General features: G+C 64.8%; 17 protein-coding genes and 1 pseudogene. 3 read left to right on the top strand and 15 right to left on the bottom strand.

Annotated elements, in window-relative coordinates; translation table 11 throughout:
• Positions 1-50: 50 nt before the first annotated feature.
• Positions 51-1,181: a diguanylate cyclase domain-containing protein gene (locus tag R2N11_RS04055; RefSeq protein WP_316680233.1), complete on the top strand. Its 1,131-nt coding sequence runs from the start codon at positions 51-53 to the stop codon at positions 1,179-1,181.
• Here the strand turns inward: R2N11_RS04055 and R2N11_RS04050 are convergent.
• The 5 genes from R2N11_RS04050 to R2N11_RS04030 all read right to left on the bottom strand — a co-directional run bounded on the left by R2N11_RS04050 (position 1,178) and on the right by R2N11_RS04030 (position 9,584).
• A complete protein-coding gene (locus R2N11_RS04050; RefSeq protein ID WP_316680232.1) occupies positions 1,178-3,856 on the bottom strand; it encodes a bifunctional diguanylate cyclase/phosphodiesterase in 2,679 nt (892 codons plus the stop codon). The two genes, R2N11_RS04055 and R2N11_RS04050, sit on opposite strands and share 4 nt — an antisense overlap.
• Before the next feature lie 230 nt (positions 3,857-4,086).
• The gene (locus tag R2N11_RS04045) at positions 4,087-5,046 is read right to left on the bottom strand and encodes a fatty acid desaturase family protein (RefSeq protein WP_316680231.1); all 960 of its coding nucleotides are present in this window, start codon (positions 5,044-5,046) and stop codon (positions 4,087-4,089) included.
• 23 nt (positions 5,047-5,069) lie between these two features.
• A complete protein-coding gene (locus R2N11_RS04040; RefSeq protein ID WP_316680230.1) occupies positions 5,070-7,196 on the bottom strand; it encodes a 3-hydroxyacyl-CoA dehydrogenase NAD-binding domain-containing protein in 2,127 nt (708 codons plus the stop codon).
• A 12-nt stretch (positions 7,197-7,208) separates the two neighbouring features.
• Positions 7,209-8,414 (bottom strand): acetyl-CoA C-acetyltransferase, encoded by a 1,206-nt coding sequence (locus R2N11_RS04035; protein ID WP_316680229.1) that lies wholly within the window; start codon positions 8,412-8,414, stop codon positions 7,209-7,211.
• Positions 8,415-8,441: 27 nt separating this feature from the next.
• Entirely contained in the window at positions 8,442-9,584 is a 1,143-nt protein-coding gene (locus tag R2N11_RS04030; protein WP_316680228.1) for an acyl-CoA dehydrogenase family protein, read from the bottom strand.
• Between the two features lie 86 nt (positions 9,585-9,670).
• Here R2N11_RS04030 and R2N11_RS04025 point away from each other — a divergent pair, with 86 nt between their 5' ends.
• Positions 9,671-10,708 carry a GlxA family transcriptional regulator gene (locus R2N11_RS04025; RefSeq protein WP_316680227.1) on the top strand — a complete coding sequence of 346 codons (1,038 nt, stop codon included), beginning with the start codon at positions 9,671-9,673 and terminating at the stop codon, positions 10,706-10,708.
• Positions 10,709-10,725: 17 nt separating this feature from the next.
• Here the strand turns inward: R2N11_RS04025 and R2N11_RS04020 are convergent, their stop codons facing one another.
• The 8 genes and pseudogenes from R2N11_RS04020 to R2N11_RS03985 form a co-directional block, all read right to left on the bottom strand.
• The gene (locus tag R2N11_RS04020) at positions 10,726-10,848 is read right to left on the bottom strand and encodes a hypothetical protein (RefSeq protein WP_316680226.1); all 123 of its coding nucleotides are present in this window, start codon (positions 10,846-10,848) and stop codon (positions 10,726-10,728) included.
• A gap of 66 nt (positions 10,849-10,914) precedes the next feature.
• Positions 10,915-11,104 (bottom strand): annotated as a pseudogene (locus R2N11_RS04015) (4-oxalocrotonate tautomerase); the annotation flags it as partial.
• On the bottom strand, positions 11,105-13,300 hold the full coding sequence (locus tag R2N11_RS04010) for a TonB-dependent siderophore receptor (RefSeq protein WP_430715409.1): 2,196 nt from the start codon (positions 13,298-13,300) through the stop codon (positions 11,105-11,107).
• Between the two features lie 118 nt (positions 13,301-13,418).
• Positions 13,419-15,065 carry a PepSY-associated TM helix domain-containing protein gene (locus R2N11_RS04005; RefSeq protein WP_316680225.1) on the bottom strand — a complete coding sequence of 549 codons (1,647 nt, stop codon included), beginning with the start codon at positions 15,063-15,065 and terminating at the stop codon, positions 13,419-13,421.
• A gap of 2 nt (positions 15,066-15,067) precedes the next feature.
• Positions 15,068-15,334, bottom strand: a complete 267-nt coding sequence (locus R2N11_RS04000; RefSeq protein ID WP_316680224.1) for a hypothetical protein — start codon at positions 15,332-15,334, stop codon at positions 15,068-15,070.
• A complete protein-coding gene (locus R2N11_RS03995; RefSeq protein ID WP_316680223.1) occupies positions 15,331-15,615 on the bottom strand; it encodes a hypothetical protein in 285 nt (94 codons plus the stop codon). The genes R2N11_RS04000 and R2N11_RS03995 overlap by 4 nt, the downstream gene beginning before the upstream one ends.
• Before the next feature lie 133 nt (positions 15,616-15,748).
• The gene (locus tag R2N11_RS03990; RefSeq protein WP_316680222.1) at positions 15,749-16,336 is read right to left on the bottom strand and encodes a 2-hydroxychromene-2-carboxylate isomerase; all 588 of its coding nucleotides are present in this window, start codon (positions 16,334-16,336) and stop codon (positions 15,749-15,751) included.
• A gap of 51 nt (positions 16,337-16,387) precedes the next feature.
• Entirely contained in the window at positions 16,388-17,122 is a 735-nt protein-coding gene (locus R2N11_RS03985; RefSeq protein WP_199032254.1) for an SDR family oxidoreductase, read from the bottom strand.
• 93 nt (positions 17,123-17,215) lie between these two features.
• On the opposite strand from R2N11_RS03985, the gene R2N11_RS03980 reads away from it, so the two are divergent.
• Positions 17,216-17,797, top strand: a complete 582-nt coding sequence (locus tag R2N11_RS03980; protein ID WP_199032253.1) for a TetR/AcrR family transcriptional regulator — start codon at positions 17,216-17,218, stop codon at positions 17,795-17,797.
• On the opposite strand, the gene R2N11_RS03975 is transcribed toward R2N11_RS03980, so the two are convergent.
• Together R2N11_RS03975 and R2N11_RS03970 are read right to left on the bottom strand one after the other, a co-directional pair.
• A complete protein-coding gene (locus tag R2N11_RS03975) occupies positions 17,798-18,289 on the bottom strand; it encodes a hypothetical protein (RefSeq protein WP_316680221.1) in 492 nt (163 codons plus the stop codon).
• Positions 18,286-18,780 (bottom strand): hypothetical protein, encoded by a 495-nt coding sequence (locus tag R2N11_RS03970; protein ID WP_316680340.1) that lies wholly within the window; start codon positions 18,778-18,780, stop codon positions 18,286-18,288. The genes R2N11_RS03975 and R2N11_RS03970 overlap by 4 nt, the downstream gene beginning before the upstream one ends.
• Positions 18,781-18,890 lie beyond the last annotated feature (110 nt).

Below are 18,890 nucleotides of genomic sequence, written 5' to 3'. Positions count from 1 at the left end.
CGGCACGGGCCATGATCGACAACACATAACCAAAAACCGGGGAGCATCACATGACCAACCAACCTCACGACAGTCCACGCGGCCCTGAGGGGCCAAGCGGCCCGGATGGCTCGGACGACAAGCCCATCCCGGCAGCGGAAGCCGCACTGGAAGCGGCGCGCACCCTGCTGCGTACGCCGGCCGCTGCCGACGTACCGGTGATGGTGCTGCTGGTGGATGACCAGGCCATTGTGGCCGAGGCAGTCCGCCAGGCGCTGGCCGGCGAGGACGGCATCGACTTCCACTACTGCGCCCGCTCGGATGAGGCGATGATCGCCGCCATCCAGACGCGGCCCACTGTCATCCTGCAAGACCTGGTGATGCCGGGCACCGATGGCCTGACGCTGGTACGTGACTACCGCGCCAACCCGGTGCTGCGCGATGTGCCCATCATCGTGCTGTCTACCAAGGAAGAACCGGTCATCAAGAGCGCTGCGTTTGCTGCGGGCGCGAATGACTACCTTGTCAAACTGCCGGACCGCATCGAGCTGCTTGCGCGTATCCGTTACCACTCGCGCTCGTACGTCAACCTGCTGCAGCGCGATGAGGCGTACCGCGCGCTGCGCCAGTCGCAGCAGCAGTTGCTGGAAGCCAACCTGGAACTGCGCCGCCTGACCAACTCCGACGGTCTGACGGGCTTGGCCAACCGCCGCTACCTTGACGAATACCTGAGCGCGGAATGGCGGCGCGGTGCACGCGAAGGGACGACGCTGTCGTTCCTGATGATCGACGTCGACAACTTCAAGCTCTACAACGACACCTATGGCCACGTGGCGGGTGACGAAGTGCTCAAGCGCATCGGCAGCACGGTGGAAGCGTGCCTGGGTCGCCCCGGTGATCTGGCCGCGCGCTTTGGCGGCGAAGAGTTTGCCGTGGTGCTGCCGGGCACCAGCGCCGAGGGGCTGCGGGTCCTGGCTGAAAAAATCCGTAGCGCAATCGAGACGCTGCAGGTGCCGCATGTCCATTCGTCCACGGGCGCGTACGTGACCGTGAGCGTAGGCGGCGCGATGGTCAGCCCGGAGCACGACGTGCCGATCACCACGCTGATCGAAGTGGCTGACCTGGCGCTGTATCAGGCCAAGCACGGCGGCAAGAACCGCGCGGTGGTGGGTGCCAGTGTGGGCGCTGGCCGCGGCGTCTAGGTTTCGGCGAGCTGCCGCTCGACCACAAAGGCTTCGAAGGCCGCTGGCGGCACCGGTGGGCAGAAGAGGTGGCCCTGCCCGTAGTCGCATCCGGCGGCAACCAGGATGGCCCGCTGCTCCTCGGTCTCGATGCCCTCGGCAATGACCTTGATGCGCAGCGCATGCGCCATGCTCACGATGGCGCTGCACAGTGCGATGTCTTTTGGATTGTCCGCCAGGCTGCGCACGAATGACTGGTCGATCTTGATGCAGTCGATATCGAAGCGCTTGAGGTAGGACAGCGACGAGTACCCGGTGCCGAAGTCGTCGAGCGCAATGTCGATGCCGGCGCGATGGAAGTCATTGAGGTGCTCGACCACATCGGCGTTGTCGGCCATCAATGAGCCCTCCGTGATCTCGACAACCAGGCTGTGCGGTGGAATGCCTCTGCGCATCACCACCTTGGGCCAGGACGTATCTCCTGTGGCGTTGGCACGAAACTCCACCGGCGATTTGTTGACGGAGACCTGCAGCGTGTCATCCAGCGTGGCGTGCCAGTGCATGAGTTGGTCCAGCGCTTCGTTCAGCACCCATTTGCCGATCTCGACAATCAGGCCGGAGTCTTCTGCCACCGGAATGAAATCCGCCGGATCGATCTCGCCGCGCGCGGGGTGTGTCCAGCGGATCAGCGCCTCCGCCTTGCGTACCTTGCCGGTATGCATATCGACGATGGGCTGATAGTGCACCGCGAGCTGGTTTTGCTGTAGTGCTACGCGCAGGTCGCTCGTGATGCGCAATCGCTCCTGTTCTGCGCGCTGCAACGCCGGGGTGAAAACGGCCCATTGATTGCGCCCCGCGCTCTTGGCCGCGAACATCGCTTGATCGGCCCGCACCAGCAACGATTCCGCGCTGTCCGCATCGCGCGGATAGAGCGCCAGCCCAATGCTGGCCGACACTTCCACGCTTTCCTGACCAAGCTGCAGCGGAGTCGCTATCCGTGCCAGCAGACTGCGGATGATGGGCGCGGCAGCACCCGCGTCGGACAGGTCCGGCAGGATGATGGTGAACTCGTCACCGCCCAGCCGCGCGACCGTATCGGTGCCGCGCACGATGGCGGAGATGCGGCGTGCGATCTCCTTGAGCAGGATGTCGCCCTGGTCGTGGCCGAGCGTGTCATTCACCTCCTTGAAGCGGTCCAGATCGATGAACAGCAGCGCGACTTGCGTGTGCGCCTGACGGGCCCGCGCAATCTCCTGGCGCAGGCGTTCATAGAACAGGTGCCGGTTGGGCAGATCGGTGAGCGTGTCGAAGTTGGCCTGCCGCCAGATGACCTCTTCCGCACGCTTCTTCTCGGTCATGTCGTGGATGAGCGCAACGCGGCGCGGTTCACCCAGCGCGCTGCCGGCAAACGTGTCGATGGTCAGCAAGGCGGGGAATTCGCTGCCATCCTTGCGGCGGATCAGGTATTCGCCACTCCACGTGCCCTTGTCGGCAACGGCCGTCCGCATGGCGTCGACCACGGCGCGCTCATTGCATTCAGAGCGGATGGCGTCGCTGGGCTGACCCTTGAATTCTTGCGCGCCGTAGCCCGTGGTGATGGTAAAGGCCGGGTTGACGTCCACCACCTCGCCGTCGAGCGTCGTCACCATCATCGCTTCGCTGCTCGACGCATAGACGAGCGAGGCCATGCGCATCTCTTCCAGGTGTCGCTTGCGTTCCGCCATCTGCCGGCGCAGCGTGAGATACAGCAGCGCAATCAGCAATGTGGAGGCGATGCCCCCCACCACGGCGGTGTGCCGGTACGTCTCGAACGGCTCCAGCACCGATGCCACCGACTCGCCAACCAGAAAGTAGAGCCCGATCTCGGGCACGTGGTGATAACCGATGATGCGCTCGACGCCGTCGGTGCCAGAGACCACGCGGTAGCTACCCGTTTCCGGCGCGCCCGGTTCGTTGAACTGGCGCTTGCGCGGTGGTTTCTCCATGCCGACGGCGGGGTCGGGCACGCGGGCGATGATCAGGCCCGAATCCTTGATGATGGTGGCCACGCCGTTCTTGCCCACGGTGAGCGTGTTCGCAAAGCCGGCAAACTGCTCCGGGCTGACCGACACCACCACCACGCCCGCAAAGCGCCCAGCCTTGAGGATGGGGCGCGTGAACTGGATCGACCATTTTTTCGAGACCTTGCCCTGGACCGGATCGCTGATGAACAGGGCATCGTGCCCGCCCGATTCCTTGTGCACGCGAAAGTGCTCGCGCTGGCTGAGGTCAACGCGCTCAGTAACGGGGCCGATGCTGGAGTAGAGCAGCATCCCGTTCTCATCGATGACGGACACCTGGAAGGTCAGGTCGCGCACGACTTCCTGCCGTTCGCGGATGACCTGTTCGAATACCTCGCGTCCGGCCAGCCAGCTGGCGCGCAGGTCGAGCAGGAACTCCGACACGCGCCGCGTACTGCCCAGCGAGTACTCGCCAAAGGCCTGCGCTTCAACCTCGGTACGTGCTTCGGCGTCGCGGATCAGCCGGTCGTGCTCTTTCGTGAGCTGGTGGAGGGTGAACCACCAGATGAAGACCAGGCACGCCACTGCGCCAACGTTGAGCGGCGACAGCAGCCCGCGCAGCCCAAGTGTTCCCCTTGGCAGCCATCGCCGCTCTGACGTTGTGCCATCTGAAGCCTTCGATTGCGCCGCGGCCATCCCCACTCCAGGGTGTGCTCATCCATGTGTCTCCGGGGCCAGTCGTCTCTGGGGACGCCTTTCCTGTGGCCCGGGGTCTCGGCAACTCCATGCACCTCACTCTATATCGGAGCAGATCACATGTGTCTTAAGCCAAACGGCGGGGGGGAGGCTGAAAAAGCGCAATCGTTTGCCTGTGCATACCCGCCTTGCTGGCTGGTGTGTGGGCACAACGTTCTGCGTTGACCGGTTCAGCGCATGTTGTCGAGCATGCCGCGCGCTCGCACGCGGGGGAGGTCGGTGGCGAGTGCGGTGTCTACCCTGTCTGAGGTACGGGCGGCCGTGCATCTGCGGATCACCGCCCAGTACGATGGGGCGATGCAGCGGGCGTGTACGTAATAGCCGCGCTGTGTCAGCAGCCGGTGCAGGGCGGGCAGCCGGTAGGACGGCACGCTTGCGGCCAGGTGGTGTTCAACGTGAAAGTTCACCCGGTTCGGCCCGATGAGCAGCCGACCGAGCGGCCCGGCCAGCGTGGTGCCGGTGTTCTCGCGCGGGTCGCGTGAGAGGTGGTCTGGCACGCCGCCGTGCTCGCTCATCACCCGCACGCGCACCAGCAGCGGAAACACGAACACCATGCCGATCCACCAGCAGGCATAGACCTGCGGCACACCCAGCGCCCACAGCGTGCCGAACAGCACGCCATGCGCCACGAGGAAAGGCGCGGTGGTCTTCCAGTGGAAGGTCTGCACCTGATAGACGAGGTTCTTCACACCGTTGATGCCCGACACGTCCCGCAGGAGTTTGCGCGCGAGGCTTGCCCGCTTGGCCGGGTAGCCGTGCACGAAGGCAAGGTCGGGGTCTTTGGCGGTGCCTGCGGTGCGATGGTGTTCCAGATGGCCCTTGCGATACGCCTGGTACGGCACGTTGGGCAGACCGCCGAACAGCCACGTCCCCGCCCATTCGTTCATGCGCCGCGAGCGAAAGAACGCCAGATGTGCCGTGTCATGCGTGAGGATGCCCAGCCCCAGCGCGCGCCCCGCCAGCACGATGGACGCCACACCCCATGCAGCCGGATGCGGCCACACGGCGGGTAGCGCAAATGCTGCGGCAATCAATGCAAAGTTGACCGCCGTCACCCACCATGCGCGCCAGTCTGATGGGGTGGTCAGTGCCTTCAGCTCGGCCTTGTCGATTACGTGCAGGACGGACATCGCGCGGCTCCCGTTGTGGTCGATCAGCGTTCGTAGAACGCAGCCTGCTGCGTTGCCATGTCCCGCAACAGCGCGGGTGGTATGAAGCGGCGGCCATGTTCGGCGGCCAACCGGTCGCACAGCGCAACGAAGGCGCCCACGCCCACGCGGTGGATGTGCGATACCGGCCCGCCCCGGAATGCCGGGAAGCCCCAGCCGAGCAGTGCACCCACATCAGCATCGCGCGCGTTGGTTACGACGCCTTCGTCCAGGCAGCGCGCGGTTTCCACGGCTTGCACAGCGATCATACGGTCGATGAGCGTCTGCACATCAGGCTGCGTAGCGGCCTTTGGGTACGCCGTCGCCAGCCCCGGCCACAGCGCCTTCTTGCCGCCTTCGGGATAGTCGTAGAAGCCCTGGCCCGCCTTGCGGCCGATGCGGCCCAGCGCCACCATGCGCTCGGCCACGGCTTCGCCGGGGCGCTCAATGTACGCGACGCCCAGGTCCGCGCGGGTCTGCTGATTGACCTTGTGGATCAGCTCGCTCGACACTTCGTCGATGAGCGCGAGCGGCCCGACCGGCATGCCGGCCTGCAGCCCGGCGTTTTCGATCAGCGCGGGGGCCACGCCCTCAGCCAGCATGGCTAGCCCCTCCAGCACGTAAGTCGAGAACACTCGACTTGTATAGAAGCCACGGCTGTCGTTGACGACGATGGGCGTCATGCCGATGGTGCGCACGTAGTCGAGCGCCTGCGCCAGTGTGGCCTGCGTGGTCTGTCGCGCGACGATGACTTCCACCAGCGGCATCTTGTCGACCGGCGAGAAGAAGTGCAGGCCGATGAAGTTGCCTGGCCGGCTGCTGGCTTCTGCCAGCCCCGTAATCGGCAGCGTGGATGTGTTGGACGCAAAAATGGCATCCGGCGACAGCACGGCCTCGGCCTGGCGCGTGACATCGGCCTTGACGTCGCGCTGCTCGAACACGGCTTCGATGACGAGTTCGGCGCCGTCCAGGTCGGCATAGCGCGTAGTGGGCTTGATGCGCGCGAGCAGTGCCTCAGCCTGTTCGGCGTGCAGACGGCCGCGCTGTACCTGTTTCTCGACCAGCTTGCGCGAGTAGTCCTTGCCGCGTTCGGCGGCTTCCTGCGTGCTGTCGAGCAGCACGACCGGCAGACCCGCCTTGGCCGTGACGTACGCAATGCCGGCACCCATCATGCCAGCGCCCAGCACGCCCACCTTCGCGTAGCGGCGCACCGGCACATCGGCGGGGCGTGCGGCCAGTTTGTTGGCAGCGTTCAGGCTGAAGAAAAGGGTACGGATCATCGCGCGGGCCTCGGGCGACAGCACGGCCTGCACGAAGTAGCGTGCCTCGGTCTTCAGGCCAGTATCCAGATCGGTGATGAGCCCTTCGTACACGCACGACAGGATGCTGGCCGCCGCCGGATAGTTGCCGTAGGTCTTCTGCCGCAGCATGGCGTTGGCCGCCGTAAAGATCTGCAGCACGGCGGGGCCGGAAATGCCGCCACCGGGCACCTTGTAGCCTTTGATGTCCCACGGTTGCTGCGTATGGGTCTGACCTTCGCCAAGCAGCCACGCGCGTGCGGCGCCGGCTTCCTCACCGGCATTGACCACCGCATCGATGATGCCGAGCTTGAGCGCATCAGCAGCCTTGATGCGTTTGCCTTCAAGCAGCATCGGTAGCGCTTTCTGCACGCCAATCAGGCGCGGCAAGCGTTGCGTACCACCGCCTCCTGGTAGCAGACCCAGCGTGACTTCCGGCAGACCGAAGCGTGCGCGCGCGTTATCTGCGGCCACGCGGTAGTGGCAGGCGAGTGCAATCTCCAGCCCACCGCCCAGCGTAGAGCCAGGCAGCGCCGCCGCCACGGGTTTGCCGCAGGTTTCCAGCTTGCGCAGCGCGCGGTGCAGTTCGCACGTGCGATCGAACAGGGTGGCTGCGTCGTCGCTGGCCTGCAGCCATTCGAGATCGCCGCCGGCAATGAAGTCCGGCTTGGCGGAGGTGATGAGGATGCCCTTGACGTTGGCATCCGTAATCACCTGGTCGATAGCGGCGAAGAAGGCGGCGCAGGTCTCGCCGTTGAGTACGTTCTGTGTGCGGCCCGGCTGATTCCACGAGAGCGTGGCGATGCCGTCGGCGTCGATGGTGATGTCGATCATGTCGGCTCCCGTTCAGATGCGTTCGATGATGGTGGCGGTGCCCATGCCCGCACCCACGCACAGCGTGGCCAGGCCCGTGCTGGCGCCGCGGCGTTCCAGCTCGTCGAGCAGCGTGCCGAGGATCATGGCGCCCGTGGCGCCCAGCGGATGGCCCATCGCGATGGCGCCGCCGTTGACGTTGATGCGCTCGTGCGGTACGGCCATGACCTCCATGAAGCGCAGCACCACGGAGGCGAACGCTTCGTTCAGTTCATACAGGTCGATGTCCGACGCAGACATGCCTGCGCGCTTGAGCGCTTTCTCGGCGGCGTAGGAGGGGCCCGTCAGCATGATCGACGGCTCGGAGCCGATGCTGGCAAAGCTGCGGATGCGTGCGCGCGGCTTGAGGCCCGCACGCTGGCCGGCTTCGCGGCTGCCGATCAACACGGCTGCCGCGCCATCGACGATGCCCGAGCTGTTGCCGGCGTGGTGCACGTGATTAATGCGTTCCAGCTCCGGATAGCGCTGGCGGATCACAGCATCGAAGCCGTGTTGCTCGCCGAGTTCGGCAAATGACGGTTTGAGTTGCGCGAGTGTGTCCACGGTGGTCTGCGGGCGAATCATCTCGTCGCGTTCGAGGATGGTCAGGCCGTTCTGGTCGCGCACCGGCACGATGGCGCCGGTGAACCGGCCTGCCGTGGCAGCAGCGTGCGCGCGACGGTGGCTCTCGGCGGCGTAGGCATCGACATCGCGGCGGCTGTAGCCAGACTGGGTGGCGATGGTGTCGGCCGACACGCCCTGCGGCACGAAGTACAGCGGGATGGCCGCTGCCGGGTCGACCGGCCATGCACCGCCGCTCGCGCCCATCGGCACGCGCGACATGCTCTCCACACCGCCGCCGATGGCGAAGTCGCTCTGCCCGGCCATTACCTGTGCGGCGGCCATGTTGCAGGCCTCCAGGCCGGAAGCGCAGAAGCGGTTGATCTGCACGCCGGCCGTCGTCTCGGCATAACCGGCGGCGAGCACCGCCACGCGGCCGATGCAGGCGCCTTGTTCGCCCACGGGTTCCACACAGCCAAGCACCACGTCGTCCACCAGCGAGGTGTCGAGTTGATTGCGATCACGGATGGCGCGCAGCGCGGTCGCGGCCAGGCGCAGCGGCGTCACGCCATGCAGGCTGCCATCCTTTTTCCCCTTGCCGCGCGGCGTGCGTACGGCGTCGTAGATATAGGCTTCCATTGCGTTCGATCCTTGGTGTCGTATTCGTCAAAGGGTGCGGGCGATCAGCTCTTTCATGATCTCGTTGGTGCCGCCGTAGATCTGCTGCACGCGCGAATCGGCCCACGCACGTGCGATGGGGTATTCCCACATGTAGCCGTAACCACCGTGCAGCTGCACGCAGCGGTCCATCACCTTGAACTGCAGGTCGGTGGTCCAGTACTTGGCCATCGATGCGGTGGCGGCATCGAGCTTGCCGGCCAGCTTCAACGCAATGCATTGGTCCACAAACACGCGGCCGATCTGCACCTCGGTCTTCAGCTCGGCCAGCGCGTGGCGTGCGGTCTGGAAATCGAGGATGGATTTTCCGAAGGCCTGGCGCTCGCGCACGTAGCGCAGCGTCCAGTCGAGTGCGCCCTCTGCGGACGCGATCGCGCCGATGGCGATCTGCAGGCGCTCCCACGGCAACTCCTGCATCAGGTACGCAAAGCCGCGATGTTCCTCGCCCAGCAGGTTGGCGGCGGGCACGTGCACGTTGTCGAAGAACAGCTCGGCGGTGTCCTGCGCCTTCATGCCGACCTTCTTCAGGCGCTTGCCCTTGCTGAAGCCGGCCATGGACGTATCCACCACGAACAGGCTCGTACCCTTGGCGCCGCCTTCGGGCGTGGTGCGCGCCACGACGATCACCATGTCGGCATGCCAGCCGTTGGTGATGAAGATCTTCGAGCCGTTGAGCACGTAGTGATCACCATCGCTGCTGCGTGTCGCGGTGGTGCGCACGCCCTGCAAGTCGGAACCGGCGCCAGGCTCGGTCATGGCAATCGCGCCGATCATCTCCGCACTCGCCAGCTTGGGCAGATAGTGCTGCTTGAGCGACTCGCTGCCGTAGTGCAGCAGGTAGGGTGCGACGATTTCCGAGTGCAAGCCAAAGCCCAGGCCCGTGGCGCCTGCGCGGGCGATCTCCTCCATCAGCACCGTGCTGTAGCGGATGTCGGCCCCGGCGCCGCCGTAGGCCTCGGGCATGCTGGCGCAGTGGTAGCCGGCGGCAGCGGCCTGTTCCCAGATGGCGCGATCGACGTAGCCTTGCTCTTCCCAGCGCTCGTGGTGGGGCAGGACTTCTGCCTCGATGAAGCGGCGGACGGATTCGCGAAAGGTGTCGTGTTCGGCATCGAACAGCGTGCGGGCAATCATGACGGCTCCGGAGGTGGGGCAGATGGTTGCCGTATTTCAGCAAGACCCGCACAATTTCGGTTGATCTGGATAGCCACGTTATTGATATGAAGCGCCAGCCGAAAACCACCTCCAAACGCCTCCGGCGACTGGAGCGCCCAGAGCGCGCCCGCATCGCCATCCCGTTGCCGCCGCGCCTGTTCGCGGGCTATGTGTTTCTCACGCAGGAGATGCTGCTGGTGGCCGGCACTATGCAGGCGCGCAGCGTGGACGTGAAGGGCAGTCGCCTGTTCGAGATCGATCTGCTGTCGGCCGATGGACAACCGGCCATCAGCTTTGCCGACATGGCGGTGCCGGCGAGTGGCGCGTTGCGCACGGCCGGCCTGCACGACGTAGTGATCGTGCCTGGCCAGTTCGCGCCCGGACCGACGTTGGAGGGTGAGGAGCCGTTGTTTGCCGATTGGCTGCGCGCGCAGTACGACGCCGGCGCGCTGGTGGTGGGCCTGAACGCTGCGCCGTTGTTCGCCAAGGCAGGCTTGCTCGACGGGCGCCGCGCGACGGGGCTGGCGAGCGAGCGCACGTGGTTCGCGCGCTACTTTCCAGAGGTGCATTACACGCCGGACAAGCCGCTGGTAGTGGATGGCCGCCTTATCACGGTGAGCGGTATCAACCCGGCTGTGGATGCCTGTGCCTATGTGATCGACCACTGCCGAGGCGCGGGTGCATCGCGGCGCATGCTGCGCACGGCGCTCACACAGTCGCTGCCGTCATACGAGCACATGGCCGTGTGGACGGCGCAGTTCAAGCGCCATGGCGATGCGGCCGTGCTGGCTATTCAAGAGATTGTGGAGCGGGAGTTGGCAGCACCACCCCCACTGGCGGAACTGGCCGCCCAGGCGGCGATGAGTGAGCGGACGCTGACACGCCGTTTTGCCGCCGCCACCGGCAGCAACCTGCGGCGCTACGTGGCGGCGTTAAGGCTGGAGTTGGTGGCGTTCCTGTTGCGCACCGGCAGGCAACCGCTGGAACACATTGCGGATGAATGCGGCTTTGGCAGCGTCAGTGCGCTAAGCCGTGCGTTTGCAGTGGGCTACGGCAGTAGCCCACTGCGTTACCGGGCGCAGCAGCGAGGCGGCCCGGCGTAGACGCACGCTTGCACCCTTCACGGACGCAGCAGATCGAAGCCGGCCAGCAATACGATGCCCGCCAGTGCCGTAAGCGGCAGCGAGTGTTGGCCGAAATACAGCAATGCGGCGGCCAGCCAACTGGCCGCAAAAAAAAGCACTCATGCGGTTCATGATCACACCGATTGTTCTGTGAGCAGAGGGGCGCAGCCAGCACATTGCGCCTATCACGCGTGCTGGAAGCGGTACTCCTGCGTTTTGCCGCGATAGTCATAAACCGCAGCGCGGACGTCCTGTACATAGATATAGGACGCCTCGTGCAGATTGCCGAGCCGTGCTGCAAAAGCCTCGCGCCTCGGCGATGTACTGCGCCTTCTCCGCTTTGGTGCTGGTTTCGTCCGTCACCTTGATGTCGAATCAGAAATAAACCGTTGCACTGGCCCGGATGGTCCGTGGCGCCCCTTGCGCGAGGATGAACCCCCAGCTCGGCAGCCAGTATTTCTCGTTGGTCAGGTTGTCGATGTTGAAGCGGAGCGTGACGGGCTTGCCGCCCACTTTGGTGCTGTAGCGCGCACCCACATCAAACGTGTGGTACCCCGGCACGATATTGCTGTTGTTGGCCTCCAGCGCCGCGTTGCCGATGTACTGGCCACCGGCCGACAGCACCAGCCCGGGCATGGCCGGCACCGCGTATTCCACATACGCCGTCGCCTTGTACCGCGGCGATCCGTAGGCGCGCTTGCCAAGCACGGACGCATCGGACTCAGTGTTCTCGGAGTTCATGAGCAGCAGCCCGCCAAGCACTGTCCAGTCCCGCGCGATCTTGCCGCGTGCGCTCAGCTCCAGGCCGCGGTAGCGCGTCATGCCGTCTTGCGTGTACACGTTGTCCGGGCGCAGATAGGCAAGGCCGCGCTGCACTTGGAACAGCGCCGCACCCAAGGTCCAGTCATGCACCTCCGCCTTGGCACCCACCTCAACCTGCTTGCTCTTGAGGGGGCCGAACACGGTGCCTGCGTTGAGCGCCGTGATGGGTGCGCTGGCGCCGGCTTCGAGCGATTCGACATAGCTCGCATACAGCGTCATCGGCTGCATGGGTTTGAACATCAGCGCCAGCGTGGGCGTGATCGGCTCGCGGTCGTACTTGGCAGATACGTCGCCGTTCGGGGCGTAGCCGGTCTGGTTGAAGCGCGTGTAGCGCAGGCCGCCCAACACCGACCACTGTTCGTTGAACTTGACCGTATCGCTGGCGAAGACCGAGGTCTGATCGATCTTCGATGTGCGGTACATGCCCTCCGATGACGGCACCTGCATCAACTGCGCACCGGACGACACAAACGCCGACGGGTTGTACAAGTTGCCCGTGCCGAGGATGGTGGAGGCGAAGCCGGTGTTGGCTTGCGTTAGGCTTTGCCACGATGTGCCGAACACCAGTTCATGCTCGATTGAACCCGTGCGTACGCGGCCGTTGGCCATCACCTGTGCTTGGCTGTATGCATAGCGCTGGTACGAGCTGTATTGCAGCTCGCTGAAGGTGCCGGCGTTATCGGTCAGTTGGATGGCGCTGTCGGCGTTGCCGCGGTTCTGCTGCGTGTAGCGGTATGACGCGCGCACGTTCCAGTCGGGCGCGGCTGCCCAGTTCAGCTCGGTGCCAACGGTCTTGATCTCGGTCTCGTAGTACGAGCCGCGCGAGGCCACGCGCTGGCTGCCGTCGATGGCGCGCGGCGTGCGCACGAGCTCGCTTACCGGCACGCCAAAGTCCTGTCCCGGGATGATGCCGTAATACGCGCCCTGCACGTTGCGCTGCATGTACAGGCCATCGAACGACCATTGCAGATCGGGCGTGATGCGCGCATCGAGCGCGAGTGATGCGGAATCGCGCTTGATATGACCGCCGTCGACAAAGGTATCGCCTTCTTCATGCACTACGCCAAGCCGTGCGCCCAGTGCCTTGGTGGGGCCGAAGCGCCCGCCCAGGTCGATCGACTCCTTGAGCGTGCCGCCGCTGGTATAGCCGAACGTGGCGCTGCCACCAAAGGTGTTGGTCGGGCGCTTGGTGACGAAGTTGGCAATGCCGCCTGGTGTGCCGAAGCCGTACATGAAACCCGACAGGCCCTTGAGCAGCTCCACGCGCTCGAAGTGCTCCAGCGGTACATCGCTGCCCCAGTTGGGCACAGCCATGCCGTCGATCTTGTAGCCCTCCAGCAAGTCGAGCTGCAGACCGCGGATGGTGATGTTCGATGCCTCGCCAATGTAGCCGTCGTTGTTGGCGGTCACTGACGGATCGCCCTTGAACACCTCGCCAATCGTCTGCGCCTGGCGGTTCTGAATCAGCTCCTGCGTGACGACGTTGATGGAGAACGGCGTGTCGAGCAGAGGCTTGTCACCCAGGGCACCGGTGCTGGCCTGCTTGGCACCGTACGCAGCCGCTTTGCCGGCGGAGACCTGTGTAGCGGGCAGGTCGACTTGGGCCGAGGTCTCCTGGGCCCAGGCGGGTGCACCCGCGCCCATGGCCGCGAGCATCCACGCGAGTTGCCGCGCCAGTGGCGTGACGCGTGGACGTGCTGCGCGCGTGCGGCGGCGAAGGGTGGATCGGCGTGAAACGGCGGCTGGCATGTGGTGCTCCCCTGAACAGCGATGTCATTGAAAAAGGGCTGCACGTGCCCACGCATGCCGTTGAACGGCAGGCGCGGGAACGTGCGGGTGGTTTTGTTTTTTTGAGGTGAGCCTGGCGTTAGGGCTCTTTGGCCACGCTCGGATGCAGGCCGTTGCCGGCGCGTGCGGCAGGCGTGTTTCTGGCGTCTACCTTGCGTGCCGGCATCGCCCAGACAGAATCAGGCGTACCCTGGCGCGCCCGGCGCAGCGTGGCACGTGCAAGGGCGACAAAGCCGCATGCAAGCACCAGCGCGCCCAGGTCAAAGCCAGCTACGTTCCACTCGCCGTGCGCGATCGTGCGCAGCAGGTGGTCGCCCGTCACCGCGGCATTGGTGATGGGCACCAGCACCGCCGCAATGGCTGCGGCGCTCAGCAGTTCCACCGCACCGCGCGCGGGTGGTCGTGCCAGCGCCCACGCAATCGCCGCGAAGAACACGGTGTAGTACGTCACGCCCGTTGAGCGCTCCGGCCACAGCAGCGCCGCCGGAAACATCGCCATCACACCCACGCAGCAGCCAATGCATACGCCCACCGTGGCACGCGCCAGCAGCTGGTGCACGCGTGGCTGGTCGTTGTTGCGCTGCTTGCGGCGCGATTCGATCCACAGCAGGTTGCCCGAATAAAAGACGAATGCGCCGGCAATGCCCATCACCAGGTACGCCAGGCGCAGGACGATGTCGCCATAGGTGCCGAAGTGCAGGCCATAGACGATGCTGAAGATGCCGTGGTTGGTGTCGCGTGCATCGGGCGTCTGGTTGCCGACGAGCTGGCCGCTGTTGGGCTGGCCGGCGGCGGCATGGATGGCGACAGAGCCGTAGTCACCCACCGCACGTGCGCTGCTGCCGCGTACTTCCGCCACGGCGTTGGCATCGCCGATGTGCTGGTAGTGGATCGACTTGACGGTGAAGCTGGTTCCGGCCGTTTCACGTGCGCGGGCGAGCAGTGCTTCCGCCGGCAGCATTGATGCCGAGTGGTTGGCGGCGACCACCGTGCCAGCCGCAGTGGTGACCCGCGGCACGGCATCAAACAGCTTGCCGTTGAGCGCCACGCTGTTGAATACCGTCATCAGCACCACGCTCAGGCACAGCACCGGCGCGGTCATCGCAAAGATCAGGTGGAACGGCAGGCTGAACAGGCCGAGCACGTTGTGCACGTCCATCCAGAAACGCTTGAGGTTGCGCCCGGGGCGCACGGCCAGCAGGTCTTTCTTCAGGCGCGGCAGGTGCAGCAGTACCCCTGAGATGAGCGCCACGCCGTACAGCACCGAGATCACCCCCATGAAGTACATGCCCATGTCTTCCAGCCCCAGCGAGTAGTGCAGCCGGTTCAGGAAGTTGGCCAGTTCCCCCTTGGAGGGTTCGAGCGACAGGTCTTTCGGTGTGGTCTTGCCGGCGGCGAGCCTGCTGCCGGTGGTCGTCAGCCAATCGCCCTTGCTGTTCTGCCAATAGGCCGAGAAGTCGGGCTCGCCCTCATTGGGGAGGATGACGTACGCGCTGGCGGCCGCAGCCGGGTGCGTGCGCACCAGTGTGTTCACGAAGTGGTCGACATCCGCCGGTGTTGTGGCAATGGCAGCGTGTTCGGCACGCAATGGGTTTTGCCACGCATGCAGCTCTTCATGAAAGACCGTGAGCGCGCCGGCAAAGAAGGCGATGAACAGTGCCCAGCCGGCCATCAGGCCGACCCAGGTATGCAGCGTCTGATACAGACGAAGGGTGGCGGATTTCATGGTCAGGTATGCAGCAGGCGCGGCAGCCACAGCACGCCAAAGGACAGGAGATTGGCGGTGCCGAACGCAGCCCATGCGCGGGCGCTTGTCGAAAACAGCACGCTCACGCTGATCAACACCGCCCACAGCGGCAGGCAGACGAGCAGCGCGCCGATGAGGCCGCTTTCCCAGTCACCGGGTAGCCACAGGATCGCCAGCGTGCACAGTGCAATCGACAGGGGCAGGCCGAGCACCGTGCCCGCCAGCCATTTGGTGCCCATGCCGTTCATGGCCGTGCCTCCGCAGCATGGCGGCGTTGCTGCACCCACGCGCCCGCCAGCGGCCACAGCGAGAGTCCGCCCGCCACCACCAGCACCACGCCGATGGCGGCACCGGCCCAGCCGAGCACGTCGTTCCACAGCACCACGGCAATCGCTGCCATCGCCAGCGCGGCGCCGCAGAGCACACGGCCGCGCGCAAGCGAACCCGGCGCCAGCAGCACCTGGTTAGGCGAGGCTGCGTACAGGCAGCCTGCAGCCAGCAACCCGAGCAGGAGGGCAACACCGTGCATGGCAGAGTTCAATGGAATCAAGAACGCAAATGATAATGATTCGCATTGAATGAGGCAAGGCGGTGCGGTGTTGCGTCGTAAGGTAGGGCGATATGGGCATGCGCCGGCACACCATCACCGGCGCATGTGGGCGTCAGGACAACGCCTGTTCGACAAAATGCAGGCGGTCCTGTCCCCAGAACATGTCGTTGTCGACAAAGAACGTGGGCGCGCCGAACACGCCACGCGCCACGGCTTCCTCGGTGGTTTTGCGCAGCGTCTGCTTGACGTGGTCGTCCTGCACCAGCGCCATCATCAGCGCGGGAGAGATACCGGCGGCCTCCAGTACAGCCGCCAGCGCATTCAGGTCACCCAGGTTGCGCGGGTGTTCGAACATGGCGCTGAAAATGGCGCCGAGGTAGTTGTGGAACTCGGCATCGCTGCGCAGTTGCATCCCCACGGCACCGCGCATCAGTTGCAGCGTGTTGATCGGGAAGTGCGGATTCTGCTGGATCGGCACGCCAAAGTATTTCGCCCAGCGCTCCAGATCGACGTTGGAGTATCGGCCCTTGGAGGGAATGGTTGCCGGGCTGCTGTTGCCCGTGGCCTGGAATACGCCGCCCAGCAGCATCGGCCGCCAGACGATCTCCGCGCCTTTGGCTTGCGCAATCTTCGGCAGTTGGTGATATGCGAGGTAGCTGTACGGACTGCCCACGTCGAAGAAGAATTCAACCTGCTTCATGCGTGTCTCCTGGTGTTGTGATGGTGTGCATGACGTTGGGAAGCGGGCGACTTACCAGCGCTCGATCCACGGGCGCAGATCCAGTTCATGCGTCCAGGCGTCGCGCGGTTGCGTGTGCAGGTACCAGTAGTTCTCGGCGATGTGCTCGGGGTTGAGGATGCCGTCCTGGCTTTTCAGAGCGTAGCGCTCGGGAAAATTCTCGCGGATGAATTCGGTATCGATGGCGCCATCCACCACCACATGCGCCACGTGGATGCCCTTCGGGCCCAGCTCGCGCGCCATGCTTTGCGCCAGCGCCCGCAGCGCATGCTTGGCGCCCGCGAATGCCGCAAAGTTGGCCGATCCGCGCATCCCCGCCGTTGCACCGGTAAAGAGGATCGTGCCGCGCCCGCGCGTGACCATGCGCTTGGCCACCTCGCGCCCGGCCAGGAAACCGGAGAAGCACGCCATCTCCCAGATCTTGAAGTACTTGCGGGCGGTCTCTTCCAGGATGCTGCTAGGCACGTTGGCGCCAATGTTGAAGACCATCACCTCAATGGGGCCAACGTCGCGCTCGATGTCGTCCACGAGCTTGATGACGTCTTCCTCCTTGCGCGCATCCGACGCAAAGCCGAGTGCCTGGCCGCCTTCGGCGCGGATCGCTTCGACCAGCGGTTGCAGCTTGTCGGCCGAGCGGCGCGTGACGCAGGCGACCAGGCCCTCACGCGCAAAGCGTTTGGCGATGGCGCCGCCTGTGGCGTCTCCTGCACCGATGACGAGTGCCGCCTGCTTGTTGCTTGTCTCCATATCCACCTCGTTTATAAAATAACGGTCGTTACCATAACAAACGTTATGCTACTGGTTGCATAGTGTCAAGCGAGTCGAAGTGCGGAGGTGAAGATGCGATACCAGCCGGGTCACAAAGAAGAAAAGCGCAAGGAGCTGCTCAGGGCAACCGCCCGCAAGGTCAAGATCAGTGGTTTCGCGGCAACGGGCGTGGATGCCCTTGCACAGGCTGCCGGCATGACCAGTGGCGCGTTCTACAGCCACTTTGGTTCCAAGTCGGAGTGGCTCAAGGCGCTGATCGAGGCCGAACTGGCCGCCAGCCGCGAGATGTGGGCTGGCAACCCGCACGATACGGCGCAAGACTGGCTGCGCTTTGAACTGGACCGCTACCTGAATCTCGCCCACGTAAAACATCCCGAGGCGGGCTGTGCAGTGCCTGGTTTGGCGGCGGAGATCGCACGTGCAGACAGCGCCGTGCGCGCGCTCTATCAGGAAGAGATGCGCAAGGGCCACGCGGTTCTCGCGCAGCGTTTGGGCGATGACGATGCGGCGTGGGCGATGATTGCGCAACTGGTGGGCGCCATCCATATCGCCCGGGCCATGCCGGACGAGGGCATGCAGCGGATCATCATCGAAGCAAGCAAGCGGTTTCTGCAGGACGCCGTGACGCGTCTGGCTGCCAAGGCTCCGCAGTAATTACTGCAGATTGCCCCAGCGCGGCACGGCGGGCTCCGCATTGGCCCATTGCCAGGTGTTGCCGTTCTGGCAGGCGTAGATGGTGTAGCCGGGAGCAACCTTGGGGGCATCGCCGTCCTGCACGGTGAGGATGGCCTCGCGGCATGTTGCCAGCGGCGTGGTGAAGGTGCGTACCAGTACCACCTGACCGTGTGCCTTGGTGATGCCCATCAGGCGTTCCAACGACCAGTTGAGCGAAGGGGCGCCGTCACTCAGTCGGCCCACTGCCGTAGCCAGCGCGTCTTGCTCGCTGGCTGCCCATTTGCGCGTGGCGTATTTGATTGACGCATCGGTGGCAGCATTGACCGTGACGGCCACGCCATAGGCCACCGCCGGATTGGCCGTTACCGCACCGCTGGCCACACCTGCCGCCGCGCCGGTCAGCGGCCCGACCGAGGAGCATCCGGCAACAAGACCAGCGCAGCCCAGCAGAAGCCAGCGCAACGCCCTCATTGCAGCGAACCCCAACGCGCGGTGGCCGGTTCGGCGGTGGCCCATTTCCACTGCTTGCCGTCGTTGCAGATTGACGCGATGAAGAAGTCGACCTGCGTGGCCTCGCTGTCCACGGTGAAGAGAATTTCCTTGCAGTTGACCAGCGGCCCGTTGATCGCACGGGTGACGACAACGCGCCCGCGTTCATCGGGTTCAAGGGGAATGCGGTGTTTGACTTGCCAGTTGCCGACGGTGTTGTCGGGCAGCGCGCCTGCTATCTGGGCAATCTGATCCTGTGTCTCGGTATGCACGACGCGCTGGCTGTGCTGCAGCGCCGCGCGGGCGCCGGCTTGCACGCCCAAGCCGATACCGGTGGCCACTGCGGCGTTGTCGGTCACCTTGGCGGCGAGGGCCGCGCCACCAATACCGGCTGCGGCCGTCGTACCTTCCGACATGAAAGAACTGCAGCCGCTGAGTACCGGTACGCTCAGGGCGAGGGCACAGCCCAGCATTCGGGCGGATGCGAACCAAGGTGTGCGCATGGGGGGGCTTCCAAATCTGCAACGCGCTTGATTCTAAGGGATGTCGCTGCCCGGAAACGTAGATGTGGCGCGGATTCCCA

The organism is Ralstonia flaminis (genome assembly GCF_958415495.1).
GTDB lineage: Bacteria > Pseudomonadota > Gammaproteobacteria > Burkholderiales > Burkholderiaceae > Ralstonia > Ralstonia flaminis.
Note: the sequence above shows the minus strand (reverse complement) of the source record. Positions and strands in the feature narration are given on the sequence as shown.

Excerpts from the sequence above, each read along its gene's own strand:
- R2N11_RS04055 (WP_316680233.1), top strand. The coding sequence starts at position 51 with ATGACCAACCAACCTCACGACAGTCCACGCGGCCCTGAGGGGCCAAGC.
- R2N11_RS04050 (WP_316680232.1), bottom strand. The coding sequence starts at position 3,856 with ATGGCCGCGGCGCAATCGAAGGCTTCAGATGGCACAACGTCAGAGCGG.
- R2N11_RS04045 (WP_316680231.1), bottom strand. The coding sequence starts at position 5,046 with ATGTCCGTCCTGCACGTAATCGACAAGGCCGAGCTGAAGGCACTGACC.
- R2N11_RS04040 (WP_316680230.1), bottom strand. The coding sequence starts at position 7,196 with ATGATCGACATCACCATCGACGCCGACGGCATCGCCACGCTCTCGTGG.
- R2N11_RS04035 (WP_316680229.1), bottom strand. The coding sequence starts at position 8,414 with ATGGAAGCCTATATCTACGACGCCGTACGCACGCCGCGCGGCAAGGGG.
- R2N11_RS04030 (WP_316680228.1), bottom strand. The coding sequence starts at position 9,584 with ATGATTGCCCGCACGCTGTTCGATGCCGAACACGACACCTTTCGCGAA.
- R2N11_RS04025 (WP_316680227.1), top strand. The coding sequence starts at position 9,671 with ATGAAGCGCCAGCCGAAAACCACCTCCAAACGCCTCCGGCGACTGGAG.
- R2N11_RS04010 (WP_430715409.1), bottom strand. The coding sequence starts at position 13,300 with ATGCCAGCCGCCGTTTCACGCCGATCCACCCTTCGCCGCCGCACGCGC.
- R2N11_RS04005 (WP_316680225.1), bottom strand. The coding sequence starts at position 15,065 with ATGAAATCCGCCACCCTTCGTCTGTATCAGACGCTGCATACCTGGGTC.
- R2N11_RS04000 (WP_316680224.1), bottom strand. The coding sequence starts at position 15,334 with ATGAACGGCATGGGCACCAAATGGCTGGCGGGCACGGTGCTCGGCCTG.
- R2N11_RS03995 (WP_316680223.1), bottom strand. The coding sequence starts at position 15,615 with ATGCACGGTGTTGCCCTCCTGCTCGGGTTGCTGGCTGCAGGCTGCCTG.
- R2N11_RS03990 (WP_316680222.1), bottom strand. The coding sequence starts at position 16,336 with ATGAAGCAGGTTGAATTCTTCTTCGACGTGGGCAGTCCGTACAGCTAC.
- R2N11_RS03985 (WP_199032254.1), bottom strand. The coding sequence starts at position 17,122 with ATGGAGACAAGCAACAAGCAGGCGGCACTCGTCATCGGTGCAGGAGAC.
- R2N11_RS03980 (WP_199032253.1), top strand. The coding sequence starts at position 17,216 with ATGCGATACCAGCCGGGTCACAAAGAAGAAAAGCGCAAGGAGCTGCTC.
- R2N11_RS03975 (WP_316680221.1), bottom strand. The coding sequence starts at position 18,289 with ATGAGGGCGTTGCGCTGGCTTCTGCTGGGCTGCGCTGGTCTTGTTGCC.
- R2N11_RS03970 (WP_316680340.1), bottom strand. The coding sequence starts at position 18,780 with ATGCTGGGCTGTGCCCTCGCCCTGAGCGTACCGGTACTCAGCGGCTGC.